Source organism: uncultured Thiohalocapsa sp., from assembly GCF_913062725.1.
Classification (GTDB): Bacteria; Pseudomonadota; Gammaproteobacteria; order Chromatiales; family Chromatiaceae; genus Thiohalocapsa.
In genome coordinates, this window is the sequence record NZ_CAJXWY010000001.1 from 56,875 (window position 1) to 76,276 (window position 19,402).

At 70.5% G+C, this 19,402-nt stretch carries 17 protein-coding genes; 9 read left to right on the plus strand and 8 right to left on the minus strand.

What is annotated here, in order from left to right; all coding sequences use genetic code 11:
- Positions 1-21 precede the first annotated feature (21 nt).
- Together epmB and QZ588_RS00270 are read right to left on the minus strand one after the other, a co-directional pair.
- Positions 22-1,029 (minus strand): EF-P beta-lysylation protein EpmB, encoded by a 1,008-nt coding sequence (epmB, locus tag QZ588_RS00265; protein ID WP_295538346.1) that lies wholly within the window; start codon positions 1,027-1,029, stop codon positions 22-24.
- Positions 1,030-1,031: 2 nt separating this feature from the next.
- Positions 1,032-2,417 carry an MFS transporter gene (locus tag QZ588_RS00270; protein ID WP_295538348.1) on the minus strand — a complete coding sequence of 462 codons (1,386 nt, stop codon included), beginning with the start codon at positions 2,415-2,417 and terminating at the stop codon, positions 1,032-1,034.
- A gap of 95 nt (positions 2,418-2,512) precedes the next feature.
- On the opposite strand from QZ588_RS00270, the gene QZ588_RS00275 reads away from it, so the two are divergent.
- Positions 2,513-2,989, plus strand: coding sequence for an SRPBCC family protein (locus tag QZ588_RS00275; protein ID WP_295538351.1), 477 nt, complete (start codon positions 2,513-2,515; stop codon positions 2,987-2,989).
- 133 nt (positions 2,990-3,122) lie between these two features.
- Here the strand turns inward: QZ588_RS00275 and QZ588_RS00280 are convergent, their stop codons facing one another.
- Together QZ588_RS00280 and QZ588_RS00285 are read right to left on the minus strand one after the other, a co-directional pair.
- Positions 3,123-4,952 carry a BatD family protein gene (locus QZ588_RS00280; RefSeq protein WP_295538354.1) on the minus strand — a complete coding sequence of 610 codons (1,830 nt, stop codon included), beginning with the start codon at positions 4,950-4,952 and terminating at the stop codon, positions 3,123-3,125.
- Positions 4,949-6,265 (minus strand): Coenzyme F420 hydrogenase/dehydrogenase, beta subunit C-terminal domain, encoded by a 1,317-nt coding sequence (locus tag QZ588_RS00285; protein ID WP_295538357.1) that lies wholly within the window; start codon positions 6,263-6,265, stop codon positions 4,949-4,951. Before QZ588_RS00285 ends, QZ588_RS00280 begins: the two co-directional genes overlap by 4 nt.
- 157 nt (positions 6,266-6,422) lie before the next feature.
- Between QZ588_RS00285 and QZ588_RS00290 the strand changes: the two genes are divergently transcribed.
- Positions 6,423-6,857: a phosphate-starvation-inducible PsiE family protein gene (locus QZ588_RS00290; protein ID WP_295538359.1), complete on the plus strand. Its 435-nt coding sequence runs from the start codon at positions 6,423-6,425 to the stop codon at positions 6,855-6,857.
- A gap of 323 nt (positions 6,858-7,180) precedes the next feature.
- Complete coding sequence (locus QZ588_RS00295) at positions 7,181-8,170, plus strand: 5-bromo-4-chloroindolyl phosphate hydrolysis family protein (protein ID WP_295538362.1); 990 nt, start codon at positions 7,181-7,183, stop codon at positions 8,168-8,170.
- 10 nt (positions 8,171-8,180) lie between these two features.
- Here QZ588_RS00295 and QZ588_RS00300 read toward each other — a convergent pair whose 3' ends face one another.
- A complete protein-coding gene (locus QZ588_RS00300) occupies positions 8,181-9,731 on the minus strand; it encodes an AAA family ATPase (protein ID WP_295538363.1) in 1,551 nt (516 codons plus the stop codon).
- A gap of 198 nt (positions 9,732-9,929) precedes the next feature.
- Here QZ588_RS00300 and dapB point away from each other — a divergent pair, with 198 nt between their 5' ends.
- Positions 9,930-10,745, plus strand: coding sequence for a 4-hydroxy-tetrahydrodipicolinate reductase (dapB, locus tag QZ588_RS00305; RefSeq protein WP_295538366.1), 816 nt, complete (start codon positions 9,930-9,932; stop codon positions 10,743-10,745).
- Between the two features lie 265 nt (positions 10,746-11,010).
- On the opposite strand, the gene QZ588_RS00310 is transcribed toward dapB, so the two are convergent.
- Together QZ588_RS00310 and QZ588_RS00315 are read right to left on the minus strand one after the other, a co-directional pair.
- A complete protein-coding gene (locus QZ588_RS00310) occupies positions 11,011-11,439 on the minus strand; it encodes a DNA polymerase III subunit chi (protein ID WP_295538370.1) in 429 nt (142 codons plus the stop codon).
- 34 nt (positions 11,440-11,473) lie between these two features.
- A complete protein-coding gene (locus QZ588_RS00315) occupies positions 11,474-12,961 on the minus strand; it encodes a leucyl aminopeptidase (protein WP_295538373.1) in 1,488 nt (495 codons plus the stop codon).
- A gap of 190 nt (positions 12,962-13,151) precedes the next feature.
- Here QZ588_RS00315 and lptG point away from each other — a divergent pair, with 190 nt between their 5' ends.
- The 5 genes from lptG (at position 13,152) to QZ588_RS00340 (ending at position 18,723) form a co-directional block, all read left to right on the plus strand.
- Positions 13,152-14,213 carry an LPS export ABC transporter permease LptG gene (gene lptG, locus QZ588_RS00320; RefSeq protein ID WP_295538376.1) on the plus strand — a complete coding sequence of 354 codons (1,062 nt, stop codon included), beginning with the start codon at positions 13,152-13,154 and terminating at the stop codon, positions 14,211-14,213.
- A gap of 119 nt (positions 14,214-14,332) precedes the next feature.
- Positions 14,333-15,223, plus strand: a complete 891-nt coding sequence (gene cysM, locus QZ588_RS00325) for a cysteine synthase CysM (protein ID WP_295538379.1) — start codon at positions 14,333-14,335, stop codon at positions 15,221-15,223.
- 25 nt (positions 15,224-15,248) lie between these two features.
- Positions 15,249-16,604, plus strand: coding sequence for a 23S rRNA (uracil(1939)-C(5))-methyltransferase RlmD (gene rlmD, locus QZ588_RS00330; protein WP_295538382.1), 1,356 nt, complete (start codon positions 15,249-15,251; stop codon positions 16,602-16,604).
- Positions 16,605-16,724: 120 nt separating this feature from the next.
- Entirely contained in the window at positions 16,725-17,192 is a 468-nt protein-coding gene (locus QZ588_RS00335; protein ID WP_295538501.1) for a CYTH domain-containing protein, read from the plus strand.
- Between the two features lies 1 nt (position 17,193).
- The gene (locus QZ588_RS00340; protein ID WP_295538384.1) at positions 17,194-18,723 is read left to right on the plus strand and encodes an ABC transporter substrate-binding protein; all 1,530 of its coding nucleotides are present in this window, start codon (positions 17,194-17,196) and stop codon (positions 18,721-18,723) included.
- 118 nt (positions 18,724-18,841) lie between these two features.
- On the opposite strand, the gene QZ588_RS00345 is transcribed toward QZ588_RS00340, so the two are convergent.
- Positions 18,842-19,330 carry a DUF2939 domain-containing protein gene (locus QZ588_RS00345; RefSeq protein WP_295538389.1) on the minus strand — a complete coding sequence of 163 codons (489 nt, stop codon included), beginning with the start codon at positions 19,328-19,330 and terminating at the stop codon, positions 18,842-18,844.
- Between the last annotated feature and the right edge of the window lie 72 nt (positions 19,331-19,402).

Below are 19,402 nucleotides of genomic sequence, written 5' to 3' on the forward strand. Positions count from 1 at the left end.
ACGGCGGTTGGGCGTCGGGCCTCACAGCAACGGCAGCTTGCTGCCGGCGCCCGGCAGCTCGCGCACCAGCAGCGGCGTCAGATAGCCCGGCAGGCGGCTGCGCAGTGCGGTGGCCAGCGTACGGGCGCGCGCGTCGTCGACGGCGAAATGGGCGGCGCCGGCGACGGGATCGAGCTGATGCAGGTAGTAGGGCAGGACGCCGCAATCGAACAGCCGCTCGCTCAGCGCCGTCAGGCAATCGGCGTCGTCATTGACGCCGCGCAGGAGCACGCTTTGGTTGAGCAGCGTCACGCCGGCCTCGCCCAGCGCCGCCAGCGCGTCGGCGGCGGCGGCGCCGAGCTCCGCCGGGTGATTGGCGTGGATCACCAGGACGCAGCGCTGGGGTTGTGCGGCGAGCAGGCGGCCGAGCGCCGGCGTCACCCGGGATGGCAGCACGATGGGCAGCCGGCTGTGCACGCGTATGCGGCGCAGATGCGCCATGCCCGCCACGCGCCCGAGCAGGTCGGCGAGGGCATGATCGTCGAGCAGCAGCGGGTCGCCGCCGCTGAGGATCAGCTCGTGCACGTCCGTGGCGGCTGCGAGCTCGGCCAAGGCCGCGTCCAGGGCCCCGCGAGCCGGCAGCGTCGCGTAGGGGAAATGGCGCCGGAAGCAGTAGCGGCAGTGCACCGCACAGCCACCGGTGGCGATCAGCAGCGCACGCCCGTGGTATTTGCGCAGCAGACCGCCGTCGGTGCAGGCGGCGAGCTCCCCCACGGGGTCGGTGCCGAAGCCATCCGCCGCCGCCGACTCGGCGCGCAGGGGCAGCACCTGGCGCAGCAGCGGGTCGTGCGGATCACCGCGGCGCATCAATTCCGCGAAACCCCGCGGGACCAGCAGGCGAAAGTCCGACGCCTGGGCCAGCACCCCGGCGCGCCCGGCGGCGGGAATGCCGAGGAAGTCCAGCAGCGCCTCGACAGCGGTGAAGGCGCCCGCCAGCTCCTGCTGCCAAAGGACGCGGCTGCGCGCTTGTGTCATGGTGTCAAGGTGCATGGTCAGTCGGCGCCGTCCGCCGATACCTCGCGCAGGCGCAGCGCATAGGCGGCCACCCCCAGGGCACCGAGACCGAGCACGCCAATGACCGTCGCCGTGTCATAGATGTCCGCCAGCACGCCGACGACACCCCCCAGCAGCATGGCGACGCCGATGATGGTGTTGCTGACCGCGACCATCGCCGCCCGGTTGTCGCTGCTGGCCAGATCCACCAAGTACACCTTGCGGCTGATCCGCACACCCGCGTGGGCGATGTTCACCGACAGAAACAGTCCGGCGAGCACCCAGGTGAGCGCAGGCCCCTGCAGGCCGTTCTCGCCGATGACCCAGGTGGCGATGCCGGTGACGCCCCCCAGGGCCGCCGCCAGCACCATCACCCAGCGCGCCGAGTGGTCGCTGAGCCGGCCCCAGAACGGGGCGCTGAGCGCAGCCGCGAGACCGCTGGCGATGATCAGCAGCCCAAGACCGGTGATGGCCGAATCGCTGCTGCGTTGCAGCAGCAGCACGTAGAAGGGCGGCGCCAGGGCCAGCGTCAGCAGACCGATGCGGGTGATGAGATAGCGACGGAAGTCGCGGTCGGTGCGCAGCAGCCCCAGGCTGGCGATGGCCTGCGTCAAGGCATTGCCGCCGCCGGCGGTGGCGCCGGGCTGCTCGCGAACGGCGGCGAAGACCAGCGCCCCCAACAGGAACAGTACGCCGCCGCCGGCGAGCAGCACCGCGTAGAGCAGCCGCTCGGTGTCCAGGCCGCCGAGCAGGCCGAGGCCGAGCCCGAGGGCCAGCGTGGCGGCGCCGGCGATGCCCGCCGACCAGCCCATGAGGCGGCCGCGGCGGGATTTGGAGACGGTCTTGCCCAGCACGTCCTTGGCCGATACCGAGCAGAGACCACGCGCCAGGCTGAACACCACCAGCAGCGCGAGCACCGCCCAGCCGGCGGCGGCGTCTGCCAGCGTGAGCGCCGCCAGCGCCATGGCGCCGAGGGCGGCGGCGGACAGGAGGGCACCCAAGATCCAGACGGGCTTGCGTCGCGGCATGCGCCGAATGTAGGCGGCCACCGCCAGCTGCGGCAGCAGCACACCGGACTCGCGAATGGGCACGAGCAGGCCGACGAACACCGCCGGTGCCCCCAGCGCCCCCAGCAGCCAGGGCAGTACGAGCTTGGCGCTGGAGAGCTCGTCGGCCACTTTGCTCAGCAGATTGGCACCGAGATAGGCGAAGAAGTTGCGCGGCTGGTCGTCGCAGGATGCGGGCGGGATATCCTTGCAGACGCGCGCGTCCTCGTCACCGGTGACGAAATCGTAGAGCTGGCCCAGGGCGCGCTCGGGCGCCGGGGGACCGGAGACATCGCGCCCGACGCTGGCGCTTTCATACTGAGGTGGTGTGTGGTTCATAATGCAGATGGAACCGTCAGGGCCGTTCCCGGTCGCAACAACTATCGTGTGCGCGGCCGGGGTGCGCCGCGCAGCAGCCGGCTTGGGAGATCGTCGTGATCAAAGCGCAAGCGAGCATCCAGATCGAGCGGCCGCCGGACACGGTGTACGCCTTCGTCGCCGACGACTTCGAGCGCAACTACCCGCGCTGGTCGCCGGAAGTGAAGGAGCTGCGCATGGTCTCCAGGGGACCGATGCGGGTGGGCACCATCGCCCGGCAGGTGCGGGTGGACCAGGGCCGGCGCACCGAGTCCACGTTCCGGATCACGCACATGGAGCCGGTGCAGCGGCTGACCTTCCAGGGAACCAGCTTTCCGTTCCTGGTGGACTATCGCTTCGACGGCGCAGCCGAAAACACGCTGCAGCATACCAGGCTCACCTTTACCTTCGAGCTGCGGCGCATCGATCTCATGATGCGCCCCTTCGAAAAACTGATCCGCTCGGCGGTGCAGGACGGCGCCGAGCGAACCGTGCGCAACCTCAAGCGGTTGATCGAGACCGAATGCACGCCGCCGGCGCCGCACTCGGCATGAGCGGGCGGGGGGCGTCGCCGACCCGGGCGTGCGCATGATCCCAACAACACCCCCTGGCCGGCGGACCCCTGGCCGGGCGGCCTGGTGACCGTGCCGTGCAGGCGCACGGCTGACGCACCATGGCCCGCCACGCTTACGCGGTGGTGCTCTGCCCCGGGCCCCCGGCGCCGGCCGCCGATGCCGCTGCGCCGGCGCTCTTCAGTGCCGCCAGCCTGGCCGCCACCGGCCGCCTGGCCCAGGCGCCGTCATCCGGGCCGTAGAAGGTCTTGTCCAGCAGCTTCAGGTCGTCGCTGAGCGGCGGCTCGAGCCGCAGCATCATCTGCGCCAGATTGCCCGGCGGGCGCCGCGGCCACATCGCCGCACCCCAGGCCAGCAGCGCGGTGCGCGCCTCCACGGCGGCGGACCTGGCGTAGGCGTCGGCAACGGCGGCAACCAGCCCATCCGGGTCGGACGCGGCGGCCGGCGCCATCGCGTGCTCGGCCGGCGGCTGCGGGCGTGTCGCGGCCTGATATTCCCGCCGCCGCCGCGCGCGACGCCGCAGCCGCCATAACACGGCGCCGACCAGACCCCCGATCAGACCCCCGATCAGACCCGGGCCCACGGCGAGCGCCGCAAGCGGCCTCCAGCCCGGGGCCGACCCGTCATCACCGGCGCCGGTGCGGGCTGGTGAGTCCGCCGCCTCTTCGGCGGCCGCCGGCGCTTGCGCGGCGCCGGTGGCGCCTGGCGGATCCCGGCCCCAGCGGGCGGCGGGGCGGCGGTCAGCCGAGGCCAGTGGCGCCACGGTCAGGGTCCAGTCCGGCACCTGCGCCGTGCGCGACCGGCGCTCCTGCGTGTCCCACCAGGCGATGGCCGGGCCCGGCAGGACATAGCCGCCCGGCTCTGCGGCGCTGATCAGCACGCGCTCGGTGCGATAGCCGACGATGCCCGTCGATGTGTGCTCGTTCCACAGGCGCGGCGGGTCGCGCTGCACGCGCAGCGGCGCGGGGATGCCCGGGGCGATGGCCGGCAGCCGCTCCGCGGGCAAGCCTTCGGCGCGCAGCATGAGCATCCGCTCCAAGCCCTGCCCGGGGGCGATGCGCACCTCGGTGGGGCCCCCTTCGGTGAGGGTCAGCGCGCGCGCCGGCAGCCAGGTCTCGGCGTCTTCGCCGGCGGGGATGGGTTGGACGGCGACGGTGAGCGGTGCAACGCGGTGGCGCACCGGCGCGCCGCCGGTGGGCTGCCAGGCATCGAAGCCGAGCCCGGTGATCGCCAGCTCGCCGGCGTGCGCCGGAAACAGCGAGAAGCGCGCCGACAGGATGTGCGCGCCGTCGGCGGCGGTGTTGCGGTTGGTGCCGAGGGGCAGCAGCTCGGCGCCGGCGATCTGCGGAGTCGGCAGATGCCCCTGCGGCGGCCCCGCCGGCGAGCGCACCCGCAGCGTGATGAGGAATTGCGCGCCGACGACGCCGGCGCGCGGGGTGATGTCGGCGTCGAGGGTGATGGGCTGCGGCGGGGTGTCCGCCGCCGATGGTGCGGCCTCGGCGGGGGCCGGCAGCAGGCGCGCATCCGCGCTGGTGGCGGCGGCGACGGTGAGCGACAGCGCGGAGGTGCGCGCGGCATCGATGGTGAGCGGCGGCACCGTGAGCTGCCCGCTGCGCCGGGGCAGCAGGGTCAGGATCAGCGCGTGGCGCTCGCGTCGGCGGCCGTTCACCGTGCTCACGGTCTGCGCCTGGCGGCGGTCGATGATCTGGAAGTCCGCCGCCAGCGCACTGAGGTCCGGCGCCGCCGGCAGCGGCGCGTCGCTGGTCAGGGTCAGCGTCACCGGCTCGCCGGCGGCCAGGCGCGCCTTGCCGAGCTGTGCCTGCAGCTCGGCGGCGGCGGGTGCTGCGGCCAGCCACAGCCACAGCGGCCACAGCCGGATCAGCGCCGCCATTGGCGCCCGCGACGCGCCGCCCCGCCGCCGCGGGCCGCCGCCGGGCGGGCTCATGGCCGCTTGGTCCGCCGGCTCGTGGTCGGCGGCCAGACCCCTTCGCCGAGGGCGTCGCGATTGGCCTCGTCGTAGGGGGCCAGCGCGCGATAGACGAACGTCGGCACGATGCGGGGCTCGAAGCGCCGGAAGCGGCTGCGCACGTGGTGCAGGTTGCGCAGCAGCTTCATGTCGATGATCGCCCGCGCGAACTCCAGGCCGCGGGGGCCGCGGTTGCGTTGCAGCCAGGCGATGAGCCGGCGCACGGGCTTGGGCGGCTTGCCGGGCGGTTTGGCCAGCATCTGGATGAAGCGCGGCACGCCGCGGCTGCGGTCGCCGGCGCTGGTCAGCTTGGTGGTCTCCAGATCGTCGCGGAGCAGCTCCAGCAGCGCGGCGCCGCGGTCGGTGCGCACCAGCACCCATTGCCACCCGAGGCGGGCGCCCATGTAGCCGATGGTGATATCGGCCAGGGTGTTGGCATAGTCGAAGCACGAGAGACAGGCGGAGGGGAAGATGTCTTCCAGCTTGTCCATGGGAAAGTCGATGTAGTTCAGGCGCTCGGTCGTACCGTCTTCGTGGCGCATGTGCAGGCTGTAGTCCTGCATGAACTCGTAGTGGACGATGGTGTCGGGGGAGCGTGATACCTGCGCCAGGAAGTGGGTCAGATCGGGGTAGGTGACATTGTCCGAGCAGGGGATGCCGATAACGTCCAGGCGCTCGAGGCCGAGCTTGTCTTCGGCCGCCCGCAACATGTGCACCTGACAGCCGGTGCCGATGACCGCGAGACGGCGGACGCCGGCGGCGCGCACGGTATCCAGTAAACCCAGGCTCGGCGCCAGGCAGGGCTTGTTGCCGGCCGTCGCCCGCACCTCGGCGGGGGTGCGCGCCAGCACGGGCTGCGGTGCAAAGCGCGTACCGGGCACGGTGCCCACCGTGATGACCGCATCCACCTCGCCCCGCTCCAGCAGCCGGGCGGCGAGGGTGGTCACCATGCCGGACCACTGCGCACCCGCCACCGGTTGGCGCAGGCGCGCCGCCAGCATCTGCTGAAACACGCCGAACTGCAGCTCATCGCCGTCGCGGCGGTTGCGTCCGAACAGGCGCCACTCGATCTCTTCGCTGCGGTTGCGCACGAACACACAGGCCTGGGCCATGTCGGGCTTCAGCCAGGTATCGCAGAGGCCGCAATCGCTGCAGAGATTCGGGCGCCCCGCGAGACGCGCATCACGCGAGAGCAGGGTGCTCTGGCGCAGCCCCTTGGACGGACCGCCGACGGTTTGCGGGTCGGACGCGATGTCCGACGGGGAAGCGGCGCTGGGCGGGTCTTGGGGCATGGGCGGCGGGCTCTTGGATGGGCGTTGGCGGGGGGTGCGGGGCCGCTCCGGCGGGCTGGGCTGCGCGAGCCGCCCCACCCGGGCACTGTAAACCGAAACCGCCAGCGTCGGAACCGGGCATGGTGTCATCGGTGCCAACGGCGCTATCATCCGCGCCATGATGACGAAAGAACAGCAAGACACCCAGCGCCGGCTCATCACCGTCGGTGATCGCAGCATCTATGCCCTCGAGGTGCTCGGCTTGTTGCTCATCACCATCGCCACCGTCATCGCCGCCGCCCAGGAGGTGGCGAAGATGGTGCAAGTCCTCGAAGTCACCCTCGCGGACCTGCTGCTGCTGTTCATCTACCTGGAAGTGCTGACCATGGTGGGCATTTATCTGCGCTCCGGCGCCCTGCCGGTGCGCATGCCCCTGTACATCGCCATCGTCGCCCTGGCCCGACACCTCATCCTGGACATGAAATCCATGTCCGAGATCGCGCTGATCGCAACCGCCGTGGCGATTCTGATCATCGCCGGCGCGGTGCTGTTGCTGCGGTTCGGGCATTTCCGCTTCCCTTATCATGAGGGCCGAGAAGCCCGCGACGACTGAGCCCGCTCGCCGTCGGGACCGGGTCGATGTCGCGCTGAACGCCGCCCAGGGGCGGCTGCGCCCCGGGGCCGGTGGCGAGACACCGGCGGCGCTTGGGCAGTGCGGGCGCCTGCATGACGGGCCGCCGCAGGGTGCAGATCGTTCTCCCGAGCCCATATCTTCGGCGACATGAGCAACCTTGACCCGCAGCCCCGCAACCACCGCGATGCCCGCCCGCCGCACACCGCGGAGCCGCCGCCCCCGCGTCTCGGCCGCCGGGTGTTGGGCTGGACGTTGATGACATGCAGTCTCGGGCTGGTGTCCTGCCAGTCCCTGTTCGTGCTATGAGCGAAGAGCGCCAAGGCCAAGCCGGCACCGAGCCCGGGCAGGCGTCCGGTCCCGGACGCGACCTCGGTCGCCTGCTGAGCAAGGTGGCCGAGCTGGATCTGCATCTCAATCTGCCCGCCGCCGGCCCCAAGGGCACCTTGCCCGCTCGGGCACGCCGGGCGGCCGCCGGGCGGGCGGGCGCACGCGGGCGCCGGCGCCCGGGTGTCTTCGGCCTGTGGCTGTTATCGGCGCCGCTGCTGTGCTCAGCGGTCATCGCCCTGGCGGTGGGGCGCCTCGGCGGTTTCGCCGGCGACGCCCTGGCCTGGGGCCTCATCGCCCTGGGCGCCCTGCTGACGCGCCGCAGCGCAGACGACACCGCCGCGCCGCAGCAACGCTTCTCGCGGCGGCTGCGCCTGCCGCGCAAGCACCTCGGCGGACTCGCGGTGGCCGCCGGCGTCACCGTCGCCGCCGTGCTGCGCGCGGGCCACACCTGGCCGGTGGGCATCGCCTTCGGCGCGCTGGCGGCGCTGGCCTTCCATCTCATCTACCGCTTCGAGCCGCCGCCGGGCCGGGCGCAGCTCAGCGCCGGCGACCGTGAATCCCGCCAGGTGGCCGCGGCGCTGGCGGAAGCCGAGCAGCGGCTCATCACCATCGAGCGCGCCGCCGGCGCCGTCGGCAACGCCGAACTCGAGGCGCGGCTGGGGCGCATCGCCGCCGAGGGCCGCGGCATTCTGGCGCAGATCGCCGAGCGGCCGTCCGACCTGCGCCGGGCACGGCGCTTCCTGACGGTGTTCCTCGAAGGCGCCGAGCAGGTCTCCGATGGCTATGTCCGCACCCACCGCCACAGCGACACGCCGGAGCTCACCCAAAACTTCCGCAGCGTGCTCGAGACCATCGAGGCGCAGTTCCGCCACCAGCGCCGGCGCCTGCAACAGGCCGACGTCATGGACCTGGACGTGCAGATCGAGGTGCTGAAGAAACAGCTGGAGCAGGAAGGCATCCGCTGAGCGCCCGCGACTATTCCGTCGCCGCCGGCTTGGAGGCATTGATGGCCCGCTTGAAGCACCAGTCCCTGATGGCCTTGATCTGCTCCACCATGGTCCGCGACAACGCAATGGTGGCGACGATGTTGCTCACCACATCGCGCTCGTTGAACGGCCGGCCCTCCTGGTAGGCGTCGATGCGGGCGGACTTCACCGCCTGCTCGATTTCGGCGCCGCTCCATTCCCGGGTGCTGGCGGCGAGATAGCCCAGATCGAACGCCCCCGGGTCGCCGCCGTTGGCCTGGATGTGGAGCCGGAAGATCTCGCGGCGCTCGTCCTGATGGGGCAGATCCAGGAAGAACAACTGGTCGAAGCGCCCCTTGCGCATCAGCTCCGCCGGCAGGGCCTGGATGCGGTTCGCGGTGGCGGCGACGAACACGCGCGGGTTCTTCTCCTGCAGCCAGGTGAGGAAGCTGGAGAAGATGTTCACATTGCCGGCGCCGTGGGCACCGCCGCCGCCGTGGTCGTCGTAGCCGAAGGCGTTCTCGATCTCGTCCACCCAAAGCACCACCGGAGCCACGTCCTCGGCCATGCGCGTGGCCTGCTCGAAGGCGTACTCCGGCGTGCCGAAGCTGCCCGAGAGCACCAGACTCATATCCATGCGCACCAGCGGCAGTTGCCAGGCCGCGGCGATGGCCTTGGCCGCCATGCTCTTGCCGCAGCCCGAAATGCCCATGAACAGCACGCCGCGCGGGAGCGGAATGCCCGCCTCGTAGGCCTGCTCCGAGAACAGATCGGCGCGCTTGGTCACCCATGCCTTCAGATTCTCCAGGCCGCCGATGGCGTCGAGGCTGCGCTGGGGCGGGTAGAAGCGCAGGCAGCTCTCCTTGCGCAGCAGCTGGGATTTCTCCTCCTGGATCTCGGCGAGTGTGGCGTCCAGCGCCACCGGCGCGCCCCGAAACAACCGCGCCTGCAGGTGCATGACCTCGTTCAGCGACAGCCCACGCATCGCCGCCGCGTAGCGATACAGATCCGCCCGCGGCGTATCGCCGGTGTTGGGCGCCGCGGCCAGGGCCTCGACGATCTCCTCCTCGGCGGGGAGGTCCATATCGATGAGGAACAGCTCTTTTTTGAGAATCTCCGGCAGGAGCAGCTGCGGATAACTGAAGAACACATGGATGCTGCGGTGCTCGAGGCGGTAGTAGAGATCCCGCACCGCGCGCACCAGCGCCGGATTCGCCTCGAACCAGGCGGGCAGATCCTTCATCAGATACAAGGCCGGCTGCTCGGACCCGGCGATGGCCCGCAGCGCCGCGACGGGGTCGCGCAGATCGCCGTCGCCGGCGGCATCGGCGACCGCCGCCAGCGCCGTCTCCGCCGCGTCGCCGTCGCCGTCGCCGGCGCGGAAGCCCTCGGTGGCGCTCCAGACGATGAGCGTACCGGCGCCGTTGTAGTAGCTCCTGGCCACCGAGCGCAGCAGATGCTCGAGGCGCGCTTCCTCCCAGCCGATGACATAGAACAGGGGATAGCGGGAGCGCAGCCCGCGCGAGATCTTCTGCACGGTCTGACGGTTGAGGACGGCCATGGACGTGACTGCAATTGCTGTTGTCGACGGATTGGCGCCCGAGCCTACGCCCCGGCCGCCGGCGCGTCCAGCCGTGTCGCGACGCGCGGCGCCGTACCATCCGGTGGGCTGCGCTGGCGCATCGCGCCCCGCCGCGGGCTCGGGTATGGTTGCGCCGAGAGCAAAGCGATAGAACTGAGACTGAGGTAGCGGAAAACCATGGCAGCGATACGCGTGGCAGTGGCCGGAGCGGGCGGGCGGATGGGGCGTACCCTCGTAGGCGCCGTGCACCGGGCCGAGGGGATGGTGGTGAGCGCCGCCACGGAGCAGGCCGACAGTGGCCTCATCGGCCTAGACGCCGGCGAAGTCGCGGGGGTCGGCAAGCTCGGCGCCGCGCTGCGCCCCGACCTGAACGAGGTGCTCGGCGAGTTCGACGTGCTCATCGACTTCACCACGCCGGACGCCACCATGCACAACCTGACCCTGTGCCGCGACGCGCGCTGCCGCATGGTCATCGGCACCACCGGCTTGAGCCCGGGGCAGCGCGAGGCGGTGAGCGAGGCGGCCATCGACATCGCCCTGGTCTATGCGCCCAACATGAGCGTCGGCGTCAATCTCTGCTTCAAGCTGCTGGCGATGGCCGCCCAGGTCATGGGTGATGACGTGGACATCGAGATCATCGAGGCCCACCACCGCCACAAGGTGGATGCGCCCTCGGGCACGGCGCTGCGCATGGGCGAGGTCATCGCCGCCACCCTCGGCCGCACACTGGAGGATGTCGCCGTCTACGGCCGTCACGGCCACACCGGCCCGCGGCAGCGCCAGACCATCGGCTTCGAAACCATCCGCGCCGGCGACACCGTCGGCGAGCACTCGGTCTGGTTCGCCGCCGACGGCGAGCGGGTGGAGATCAGCCACCGCGCCAGCAACCGCATGACCTTCGCCCGCGGCGCCGTGCGCGCCGCGCACTGGATCGCCGGCCAGGAGCGCGGCCAGTTCGACATGCAGGACGTGCTCGGCCTGCGCGAGCGCTAGCCGCGCACCGCCGCCGCCGGCCCCGCGCGCCCGACGTGCTCAAGCCGCGGCGCAAGACCCTACGGCGGCCAGGAGAACCAGAGCGTCGCGGCAGGCTGATGCCAGTCGCGCCAGCGCAGCCCTCAGCAGGGCGGGTCTTCGCCCTCTCGGCGTTGGTGGCCACATCCAGACTGACAGAGTGGTGCGCAGGCAAGAGACGCTCCAGCAGGGATGTCCTGCCGACCTGGCGCGGGCCGGTCAGCACCAGCACGGGATGCGGCGCGGGTCAGCGTACCTCGTGGTGCTTGAGGTCGTAGCCGCAGTCGCTGTAGTACTTCCAGCGCTGGCGTCCGGCCCGCAGGATGCTCGGGTCGCGGTCCAGCGGCTCGCACAGGCGCTCGAAGCGGCCGAAGAATTCCGGCACCTCTGCGCCCAGGTTGATGAGTACCTGATCTTCGTCGGCGGGCTCGCCGTTGGTGCTGATGAGCAGGGGCGTGTAGCGGGGGTTGGTCTCGCCCACCAGGCCGTGGGGCAGGAAGCTGCCGTCGCGAAAGGTCCACAGCAGGCGATCGAGCCGCCGGGCGAGATCCATGTCGGGGCAGTGGACCAGCACCCGGCGGCCCTCGCCGTAGGCGCGCTCGGCAATGCGGCAGGTGAGGCCGAGGCGGTCGCCGCGGGCGCCGTCGGCGAGCACGTAGAAATCCACCCGGGTCATGGCGCGGTCGCCGGCGGTCCGTTGCGGGTCGTTCCTAGTCCGCGGCCGCTACGCCGCTGCGGCGAATGAGGAGCTCGCTGAGCAGGGGCACGGGCCGGCCCGTGGCGCCTTTCTCCTTACCCTTGACCCATGCGGTACCGGCAATATCCAGGTGCGCCCAGGGGTAGGCCTTGGTGAAGCGCGAGAGGAAGCAGGCGGCGGTGACGGCACCCGCCTCACGGCCGCCGATGTTGGCCATATCGGCGAAGTTGGTGTCGAGCTGCTGCTGGTAGTCATCCCACAACGGCAGGCGCCAGACGCGGTCGTCGGCGGCCTCGCCGGCGGCGGTGATTTCCTTCGCCAGCGTGTCGTCGCTGGTGAAGAGTCCGGAGGGATGTTTGCCGAGGGCGATGATGCAGGCGCCGGTGAGGGTGGCCATGTCCAGCACCACCGCCGGCTCGAAGCGCTCCACGTAGGTGAGGGCGTCGCAGAGGATGAGCCGGCCCTCGGCGTCGGTGTTGAGGATCTCGATGGTCTGCCCGGATAGGCTGGTGACCACGTCGCCGGGCTTGTTGGCGGCACCCCCAGGCAGATTTTCGGAGGCCGCAACCACGCCGATCAGGTTGATGGGCAAGCCCATGCGCACGGCGGCCACCATGGCGCCGAACACGCTGGCGCCGCCGGCCATGTCGTATTTCATTTCGTCCATCTCGCCGGCGGGCTTGATGGAGATGCCGCCGGCGTCGAAGGTGAGGCCCTTGCCCACCAGGACGATGGGCTTGGCGTCGGCGGCTGCGCCCTGGTAGGTCATCTTGATGAGCTTGGCGGGCTGGCGGCTGCCGCGGCTGACCGACAGCAGCGCACCCATGCCGAGCTCGGCCATGGCGTCTTCGTCCAGCACTTCGGTGCTGAGGGCGCCGAGCTGGTCGGCCAGGGCGGTGGCGCGCTCGGCGAGGTAGGTGGGCGTGCAGATGTTGCCGGGCAGGTTGCCAAGCTCCCGGGCCAGCGCGACGCCGGCGCCGATGGCCTCGGCATGGGCGACGGCGCGCTCGGCGCCAGCGTGTTGCGCCGGCGCCACCCAGAGCTCGAAGCGCTCGAGCAGTGGCGGCGCATCGGCTTTTGGCGGCTTGGTCTGTTCGTAGCGATAGGCGCCCTCGGCCGCCTTCAGTGCGGCCGCGCGCACGCCGGCGTAGTCGTCGAGGTCGTCCGGCAGGGCGAGCAGCGCCTTGGTGACGCGATGCTCGCCGAGCCGCGACAGGGCCGTGCCCAGGGCCTTGGTGAGCGTGCCGCGGTTGCACTCCTTGCGCTTGCCAAGGCCGAGCAGCAGCACCCGCTCGGCGGCGATGCCCGGTAGATCGTAGGCCAGCAGCAGGCCCTTGCCGCCGTCCAGATCGCCCTTGCGCAGCAGCTGGGTGATGGCGCCGTCGCTGGCCTCGTCGACGGCCGCCGCCGGGGCGGAGCGTTTGTGCTTGTCATAGACGCCGAGGATCAGGCAGGGAGTTTTGGCCTTGGCGAGGTCGCCGCCGACGATCTTGAGCTGCATGGGGTCTCCTGTTGCGACTGGCTGGCTGCTGCTGCTGCGGGCGCCGGCACCGTGGCGGCGCCCGGCTGTGCTAATGTCCGCGGCCTTGAGTCTACCGGAATGCCGTGGAAGGCAGAAATGCGACTCGCCACAGCCGCGCCCGGACCACACGACGGACCACACGACTGGATACACGACTGGGCATGCAACTGTGACCCGTTTGGACCGCTACCTGGCCCGGGCCGTGATCCTCGGCACCCTGGTGACCTTGGCGGTGCTGCTGCCACTGCTCGCGTTCTTTCTGCTCGCGGACGAGCTGAATAAGCTGGGCACCGAGGCTTATGGTTTCAAAGATGCGCTGTGGTTCGTCACCCTGAGCCTGCCGCGCTACCTCTATCAGGTGTTCCCCATCGCGACCCTGATCGGCGCCCTGGTGGGGCTGGGTCAGCTGGCGCAGGGCTCCGAGCTGGTGGCCATGCGCGCCGCGGGTGTGTCCATCGGGCGTATTGTGCTCGGCGCCATGCTCGGCGGCGCGTTGCTGGCGGCGGCCACGGTGGTGGTGGGGGAGTTGGTGGCACCGCCGGCGGAGCAGCGTGCTGTGGCCTTGCGGCAGCTGAGCCAAAGCGGTGACGATGTCGCCATGACCAGCGCCGGTCTCTGGGCCCGTGACGGCGAGACCTTCGTCAACATCCGTCGGCTCGGCCTGGGGGCGGACCTGCGCGACATCTATATCTACGAGGTGCGTGGCACGACGCTGATCGCCGCCACCTACGCCGAGAGCGCGACTTATCGCGACGGCAGCTGGGTGCTGAAGAATATCGAGCGCAGTCTGATCAGCGGCGACGGCGTGCGCGTGGAGCGCCTCGCGGAGACGGCTTGGTCGTCGCTGCTGCGCCCGGCGCTGCTCAAGGTCATTGTCGTCGAGCCCCAGGCGCTTTCGGTATGGGGGCTCTACCGGTACATCCGCTTCATGGGCCGCACCGACCAGGACGCCGGCCGCTACGAGGTGGCGTTCTGGGGCAAGCTGGTGCAGCCGCTGTTGATTCTGGCCATGATCTTCGTCGCCATCCCGGTGCTGCTGGGCACGTCGCGCAGCACCGGCACGGGCCTCAAGGTCTTCGTTGGCATTGTCATTGGCATCGCCTTCTATCTGGTCAGCCGCAGCTTTGCGTTTTTGTCTCTGCTGTACGGCATGAGTCCGGCGGTGGCGGCGCTGGCACCGCCGCTGATCTTTGCCGCCGCCGCCTTCGTGCTGCTGCGGCGGGTGGGCTGACGGGCCCCGGGGAGGACGCCGCGGCGCGGCATGCGGGCATGGTGTCCGGGGCTTTGCCGGGCGCCGGCACTGTTGCACAATGGTGCTTCGCCGGCGGCCACCAGCAAGAGCATCGACAGATGGACTATCCGGGTATCGAGCAATTCGTCGGCAACACACCCTTGGTGCGGTTGCAACGCCTGCCGGGGGAGACGTCCAACATCATTCTCGGTAAGCTCGAGGGCAACAATCCGGCGGGCTCGGTGAAGGATCGCGCGGCGCTGAGCATGATCAGCCACGCCGAGGCGCGCGGGCGTATCCGCCCCGGCGACACGCTGATCGAGGCCACCAGCGGCAATACCGGCATCGCGCTCGCCATGGCGGCGGCCATCAAGGGCTACCGCATGCTGCTCATCATGCCCGAGCACATGAGCGTCGAGCGCCGCCAGGCCATGGCCGCCTACGGTGCCGAGATTCGCCTGACACCGCGCGAGGCGAGCATGGAGGGCGCCATCGATCTGGCCCGGGAACTGGAAGCCCAGGGTATCGGCGTGCGCCTGGATCAGTTCTCCAACCCGGACAATCCCCTGGCCCACGCCGAGACCACGGGTCCGGAAATCTGGCGCGATACCTGCGGCACGGTCACGCATTTCGTCAGCGCCATGGGAACCACCGGCACCATCATGGGCACCAGCCGTTATCTCAAGGCGCAGAATCCAGCCATCCAGATCGTCGGCGTGCAGCCGGAGCCGGGCGCCAGTATCCCCGGCATCCGCCGCTGGCCGGAGGCTTATCTGCCGAAGATCTACGACGCCTCGCGGGTGGACCGCATCATCGATGTCTCCCAGCAGGAGGCCGAAGACACCATGCGCGCCATGGCCGCCCGGGAGGGCATCTTCGCCGGTGTTTCCTCCGGCGGCGCCATGGCCGCGGCGCTGCGGCTGTCGAAGGAAGTGGAGCACGCGGTGATCGTCAGCATCGTCTGCGACCGCGGCGATCGTTACCTCTCCACCGGCGTCTATCCCGCCTGAGCGCCCGGGGCCGCACACCAGCACCTTGAGCAAGCAGCGCAAGCCCCTGCCCACCGCCCCCGTGGTCGCGGACGTGGCATCCCTGAGCCACGACGGCCGCGGCGTGGCCCACGTGGATGGCAAAGCCGTCTTCGTGCCCGGCGCCCTGCCGGGAGAACAGGTGCTGATGCGCTACACCCGGCGGGCGCGGCGTCACGATGAAGGCGTGGTCACCGAGGTGCTCAGGGCGTCGCCGGCGCGCGTCGAGCCCCGGTGTGCCCATTTCGGCGTCTGCGGCGGCTGTGCGCTGCAGCACATGGACCCGGCCGCCCAGGTGCACCTCAAGGCGCAGGTGCTGGCGGAGACGCTGGCGCGCATCGGCCAGGTGGCGCCGGCGCGCTGGCTGCCGCCGCTGGCCGGGGGGGCCTGGGGCTATCGCCGCAAGGCGCGCCTCGGCGTGCGCCGGGTGGCCAAAAAGGGCCGGGTGCTGGTGGGCTTTCGCGAGCGGGGATCATCGTTCGTCGCCGATCTCGCGCATTGCCACGTGCTGCATCCGGCGGTGGGCGCACGGCTGCCCGCGCTGGCGGCGCTGGTGGACAGCCTCTCCATCCGCGAGCGCCTGCCGCAGATCGAGGTGGCCCAGGGCGACGGGCCCCCGGTGCTGGTGTTGCGGGTGCTGGACCCGCCGTCGGCGGAGGACGTGGACAAACTGCAGGCCTTCGCCGCCGACACCGGACTGCATCTGTATCTGCAGCCCGGCGGCACCGACTCCATCGCGCCGCTGCCGGGCCAGGACGTTCAGCTCAGTTACCGCCTGCCGATGCCCGAGCTGCAACGGGCGTCGAGTGGCGATCTGGACATCCTGTTCGAGCCCGCGGACTTCACCCAGGTCAATCTCGAGATGAATCGGCGCATGGTGGATCAGGCACTGGGGCTGCTGGACCCGCAGCCGGATGCGGCGGTGCTGGATCTGTTCTGCGGCCTGGGCAATTTCACCTTGCCGGTGGCGAGACGCGCGGGGCGTGTGGTGGGTGTGGAGGGCGATGCCGGGCTCGTGGCCCGGGCGCGCCGCAATGCCGCCCACAACGGCATCGACAATGTCGAATTCCAGTGCGCGGACCTCTATGCCGAGCCCACGGCGGCCGCCCCCTGGCACGGCCAGCGCTTCGATCTGGCGCTGCTGGACCCGCCCCGCAGCGGCGCGCGCGAGGTGCTCGATCCGCTGGCCGCCACCGGCGTGCGCCGGCTGGTCTATGTCTCCTGCTATCCCGCCACGCTGGCGCGCGACGCCGAGCACCTGGTGCACGGCCTCGGCTTCCGGCTGATGGCCGCCGGCGCCATGGACATGTTTCCGCATACGGCGCATTTGGAGTCGATGGCGGTGTTTGAGCGGGGGGTGTGATTGGTTGTTGGTTAATGGTTGTTGGTTAATGGTTATTGGTGGTTGATTGTTCATTGCTGTACTGGGCGCTTGTATGCTTGTGCCTGAATGCTATTGATCGACTTGGGTGTGTTGCCGGCGATGCCTACAGAAATCGAGCGTAAGTTCCTCGTCATCGGTGATAGCTGGCGTGATGCGGTGGAGTCCGAGACGCGCATCATGCAGGGCTATCTGGCGAATAATCAGAACGCGACCGTGCGGGTGCGCGTGGCGGGTGAGCGGGCCTGGCTCACCATCAAGGGCATGGCGCGGGGGGCGAGCCGCAGTGAGTACGAATACGCCATCCCCAGCGCCGATGCGGTGGCCATGCTCGCGGAGCTGGCGGTCTCCGCCCCCATCGATAAGGTCCGCTATCGCGTGCGCTGCGGCGCCCATGTCTGGGATCTGGACGTCTTCGCCGGCGAGAATCAGGGGCTGGTGATGGCGGAAGTGGAGCTGGGCCACGAGGACGAGCCCTTCGATATGCCCGACTGGGCCGGCCGCGAAGTCACCGCTGACGGGCGCTACTACAACGTCAATCTCGCGCGGCATCCGTACCGGCATTGGTGATTTGCGGATTGCCCGCGTCGTCGATGTGCACCGCCGCAGTCTGATCCGCGCCGCCCTCGCCGGGCCCATGGTCGGCCTGGGCGCAGGTTGTGGCCGGGATGGGCCGGCGACGGCGGCTGTGCGCCTTGGTATCGCCGATGCGCCGCGCAACCTGGATCCGCGGCTCGCCACCGACGCCGCGTCCGAGCGGGTGAATCGGCTGCTCTATGCACGGCTGGTGGAATTCGATGGTGCGAGCCGCCCGGTCCCCGGTATCGCCGATTTCGAGCAGCTGGCTCCCCGGCACTGGCGTTTTCGCCTGCGTGCCGAGCGCGCCGCCTTCAGCAACGGCGAGCCGGTGGGTGCGGCGGATGTGGTGGCAACCTATGCCTCGGTGCTGGACCCGGCGACCGCCTCCCATCATCGCGCCGTGCTGTCGGTGATCGCGCGCATGGAGGTGCGGGATGCACGCACCCTCGATTTCCATCTCCGCCAGCCCGAGCCGCTTTTCGCCTATCACTTGGGCATTGGCATTCTGCCGGCCTCGCTGGTGGAGGCGGGCCACGGCTTTCAGCGTGCGCCCGTCGGCAGCGGGCCCCTCGTGCTGGCGGGCTGGCCGGCGCCGGGGCGGCTCATGCTGCGGCGCCGGCACGATGACATGGCCGTGGAACTGGTGACGGTCAAGGACCCGAACGTCCGGGTCATGAAGCTGCTGCGCGGCGAGGTGCAGCTGCTGCAGAACGATTTGCCACCAGCGCTGGTGGGCTATCTGCGCCGCCAGCCGTCGGTGCGGGTGGTGCAGAGCGCGGGCATCAATTGTTCCTATCTGGGCTTCAACCTCGCGGACCCCGCCACCGGCCGCGCCGAGGTTCGCCGCGCCATTGCCCATGCCATCGACCGCACCGCGATTCTGCGTTGGCTCTTTCAGGGCAACGGGCGCCTGGCGGAGGCCCTGTTTCCGCCCGAGCACTGGGCCGGTGCCGCGGACCTGGCGCCTTACCCCTACGACCCGGTCTCCGCCCGCGCCCTGCTGGCGCACGCGGGTTACGGCCCCGGCCGGCCGCTTGCGCTCAGCTACAAGACCTCCAGCGATCCCTTTCGGATTCGTCTCGCCACCGTCATCCAGGCGCAGCTCGCCGCCGTCGGCATCGACCTGCGGGTGCAGAGCTACGACTGGGGGACCTTCTTCGGTGATATCAAGGCGGGCCGCTTCCAGCTCTACAGCCTCACCTGGGTGGGCATCCGCAGCCCGGATCTCTTCCGCTACGCGTTCCACAGCGAAGCAGTGCCACCGGATGGGGCCAACCGCGGGCGGTATCGCCGCGCCGCGGCCGACCGACTCATCGAGGCGGCCGCGGCCGAGCCCGATGCCCGGCGTCAGGCGGCCCTCTACCGGGCGCTACAACATCTGCTGCACCGGGATCTGCCCTATTTGCCGCTGTGGCTCGAGGATCAGGTGCTCGCCACACGGCGGGGCGTCACGGGCTATGGGCTGGCATCCGACGGCCGTTACGACGGGCTGACTACAGTGCGCCCGCCCCGGCGCGCCTGAATCAGGATGCGCCCGCGCGGGACATGCCCCAGCCGCGCGAGTCGGGGCGGATGCTCACCAGCAGCGGGCGGTCAGGCTGGAGACGGCGCCCATGGCGTCCCAGGGCGTGCGCACCACCTCAGCGCACGAGATCGACGATGCGCCAGTCCTTGCCCTCGAGTCCGAGCACCACGTGGGTTTCGCTTCCCAGGGGGCCGAGCCGGATGACGAAGCGATTCCAGGATTCGAAAAACGCGAAGTCGACGGCGTCGATGAACAGGGCCGGTTGGCTTGCGCTGACGCGCTCGGCGGCCTGGCGCAGACTGTCCTGCACCCATTGCAGCGTGATGGCCTGATCCAGCGCGGCATCGCCCAGGCGTTGCAGGTTACTCTGCAGCCAGAGCAGCGCCTGCCCGGGGCCGGGACCGCCGCGCGGCTCGAAGACCGGCACCGATGCGCCGAGGCGGGCCGCATAGTTGGCCTGGATGGCGGCGAGATCCACCAAGGGCGCCAGGTCCTCGGGCTCGGTGGCACGCACGGCATCGTCCAGCCTGAAGACGGTGTCGTAGGGCCAGAGGCCATAGGCCAGCACGGCCAGCACCAGCAAGTAGCCCAGAAGGCGAGTCATGGCACGTCACCCGCGCGCAGTGTGCAAGGTCCTGCATTGTAATGGCTCGCAGCCCGGGCGTGTGTCTGCCGT

Coding starts and splice junctions, on each gene's coding strand:
- epmB (WP_295538346.1), bottom strand. CDS start 1,029: ATGCACCTTGACACCATGACACAAGCGCGCAGCCGCGTCCTTTGGCAG.
- QZ588_RS00270 (WP_295538348.1), bottom strand. CDS start 2,417: ATGAACCACACACCACCTCAGTATGAAAGCGCCAGCGTCGGGCGCGAT.
- QZ588_RS00280 (WP_295538354.1), bottom strand. CDS start 4,952: ATGAGCCCGCCCGGCGGCGGCCCGCGGCGGCGGGGCGGCGCGTCGCGG.
- QZ588_RS00285 (WP_295538357.1), bottom strand. CDS start 6,265: ATGCCCCAAGACCCGCCCAGCGCCGCTTCCCCGTCGGACATCGCGTCC.
- QZ588_RS00290 (WP_295538359.1), top strand. CDS start 6,423: ATGATGACGAAAGAACAGCAAGACACCCAGCGCCGGCTCATCACCGTC.
- QZ588_RS00295 (WP_295538362.1), top strand. CDS start 7,181: ATGAGCGAAGAGCGCCAAGGCCAAGCCGGCACCGAGCCCGGGCAGGCG.
- QZ588_RS00300 (WP_295538363.1), bottom strand. CDS start 9,731: ATGGCCGTCCTCAACCGTCAGACCGTGCAGAAGATCTCGCGCGGGCTG.
- dapB (WP_295538366.1), top strand. CDS start 9,930: ATGGCAGCGATACGCGTGGCAGTGGCCGGAGCGGGCGGGCGGATGGGG.
- QZ588_RS00310 (WP_295538370.1), bottom strand. CDS start 11,439: ATGACCCGGGTGGATTTCTACGTGCTCGCCGACGGCGCCCGCGGCGAC.
- QZ588_RS00315 (WP_295538373.1), bottom strand. CDS start 12,961: ATGCAGCTCAAGATCGTCGGCGGCGACCTCGCCAAGGCCAAAACTCCC.
- cysM (WP_295538379.1), top strand. CDS start 14,333: ATGGACTATCCGGGTATCGAGCAATTCGTCGGCAACACACCCTTGGTG.
- QZ588_RS00335 (WP_295538501.1), top strand. CDS start 16,725: ATGCCTACAGAAATCGAGCGTAAGTTCCTCGTCATCGGTGATAGCTGG.
- QZ588_RS00345 (WP_295538389.1), bottom strand. CDS start 19,330: ATGACTCGCCTTCTGGGCTACTTGCTGGTGCTGGCCGTGCTGGCCTAT.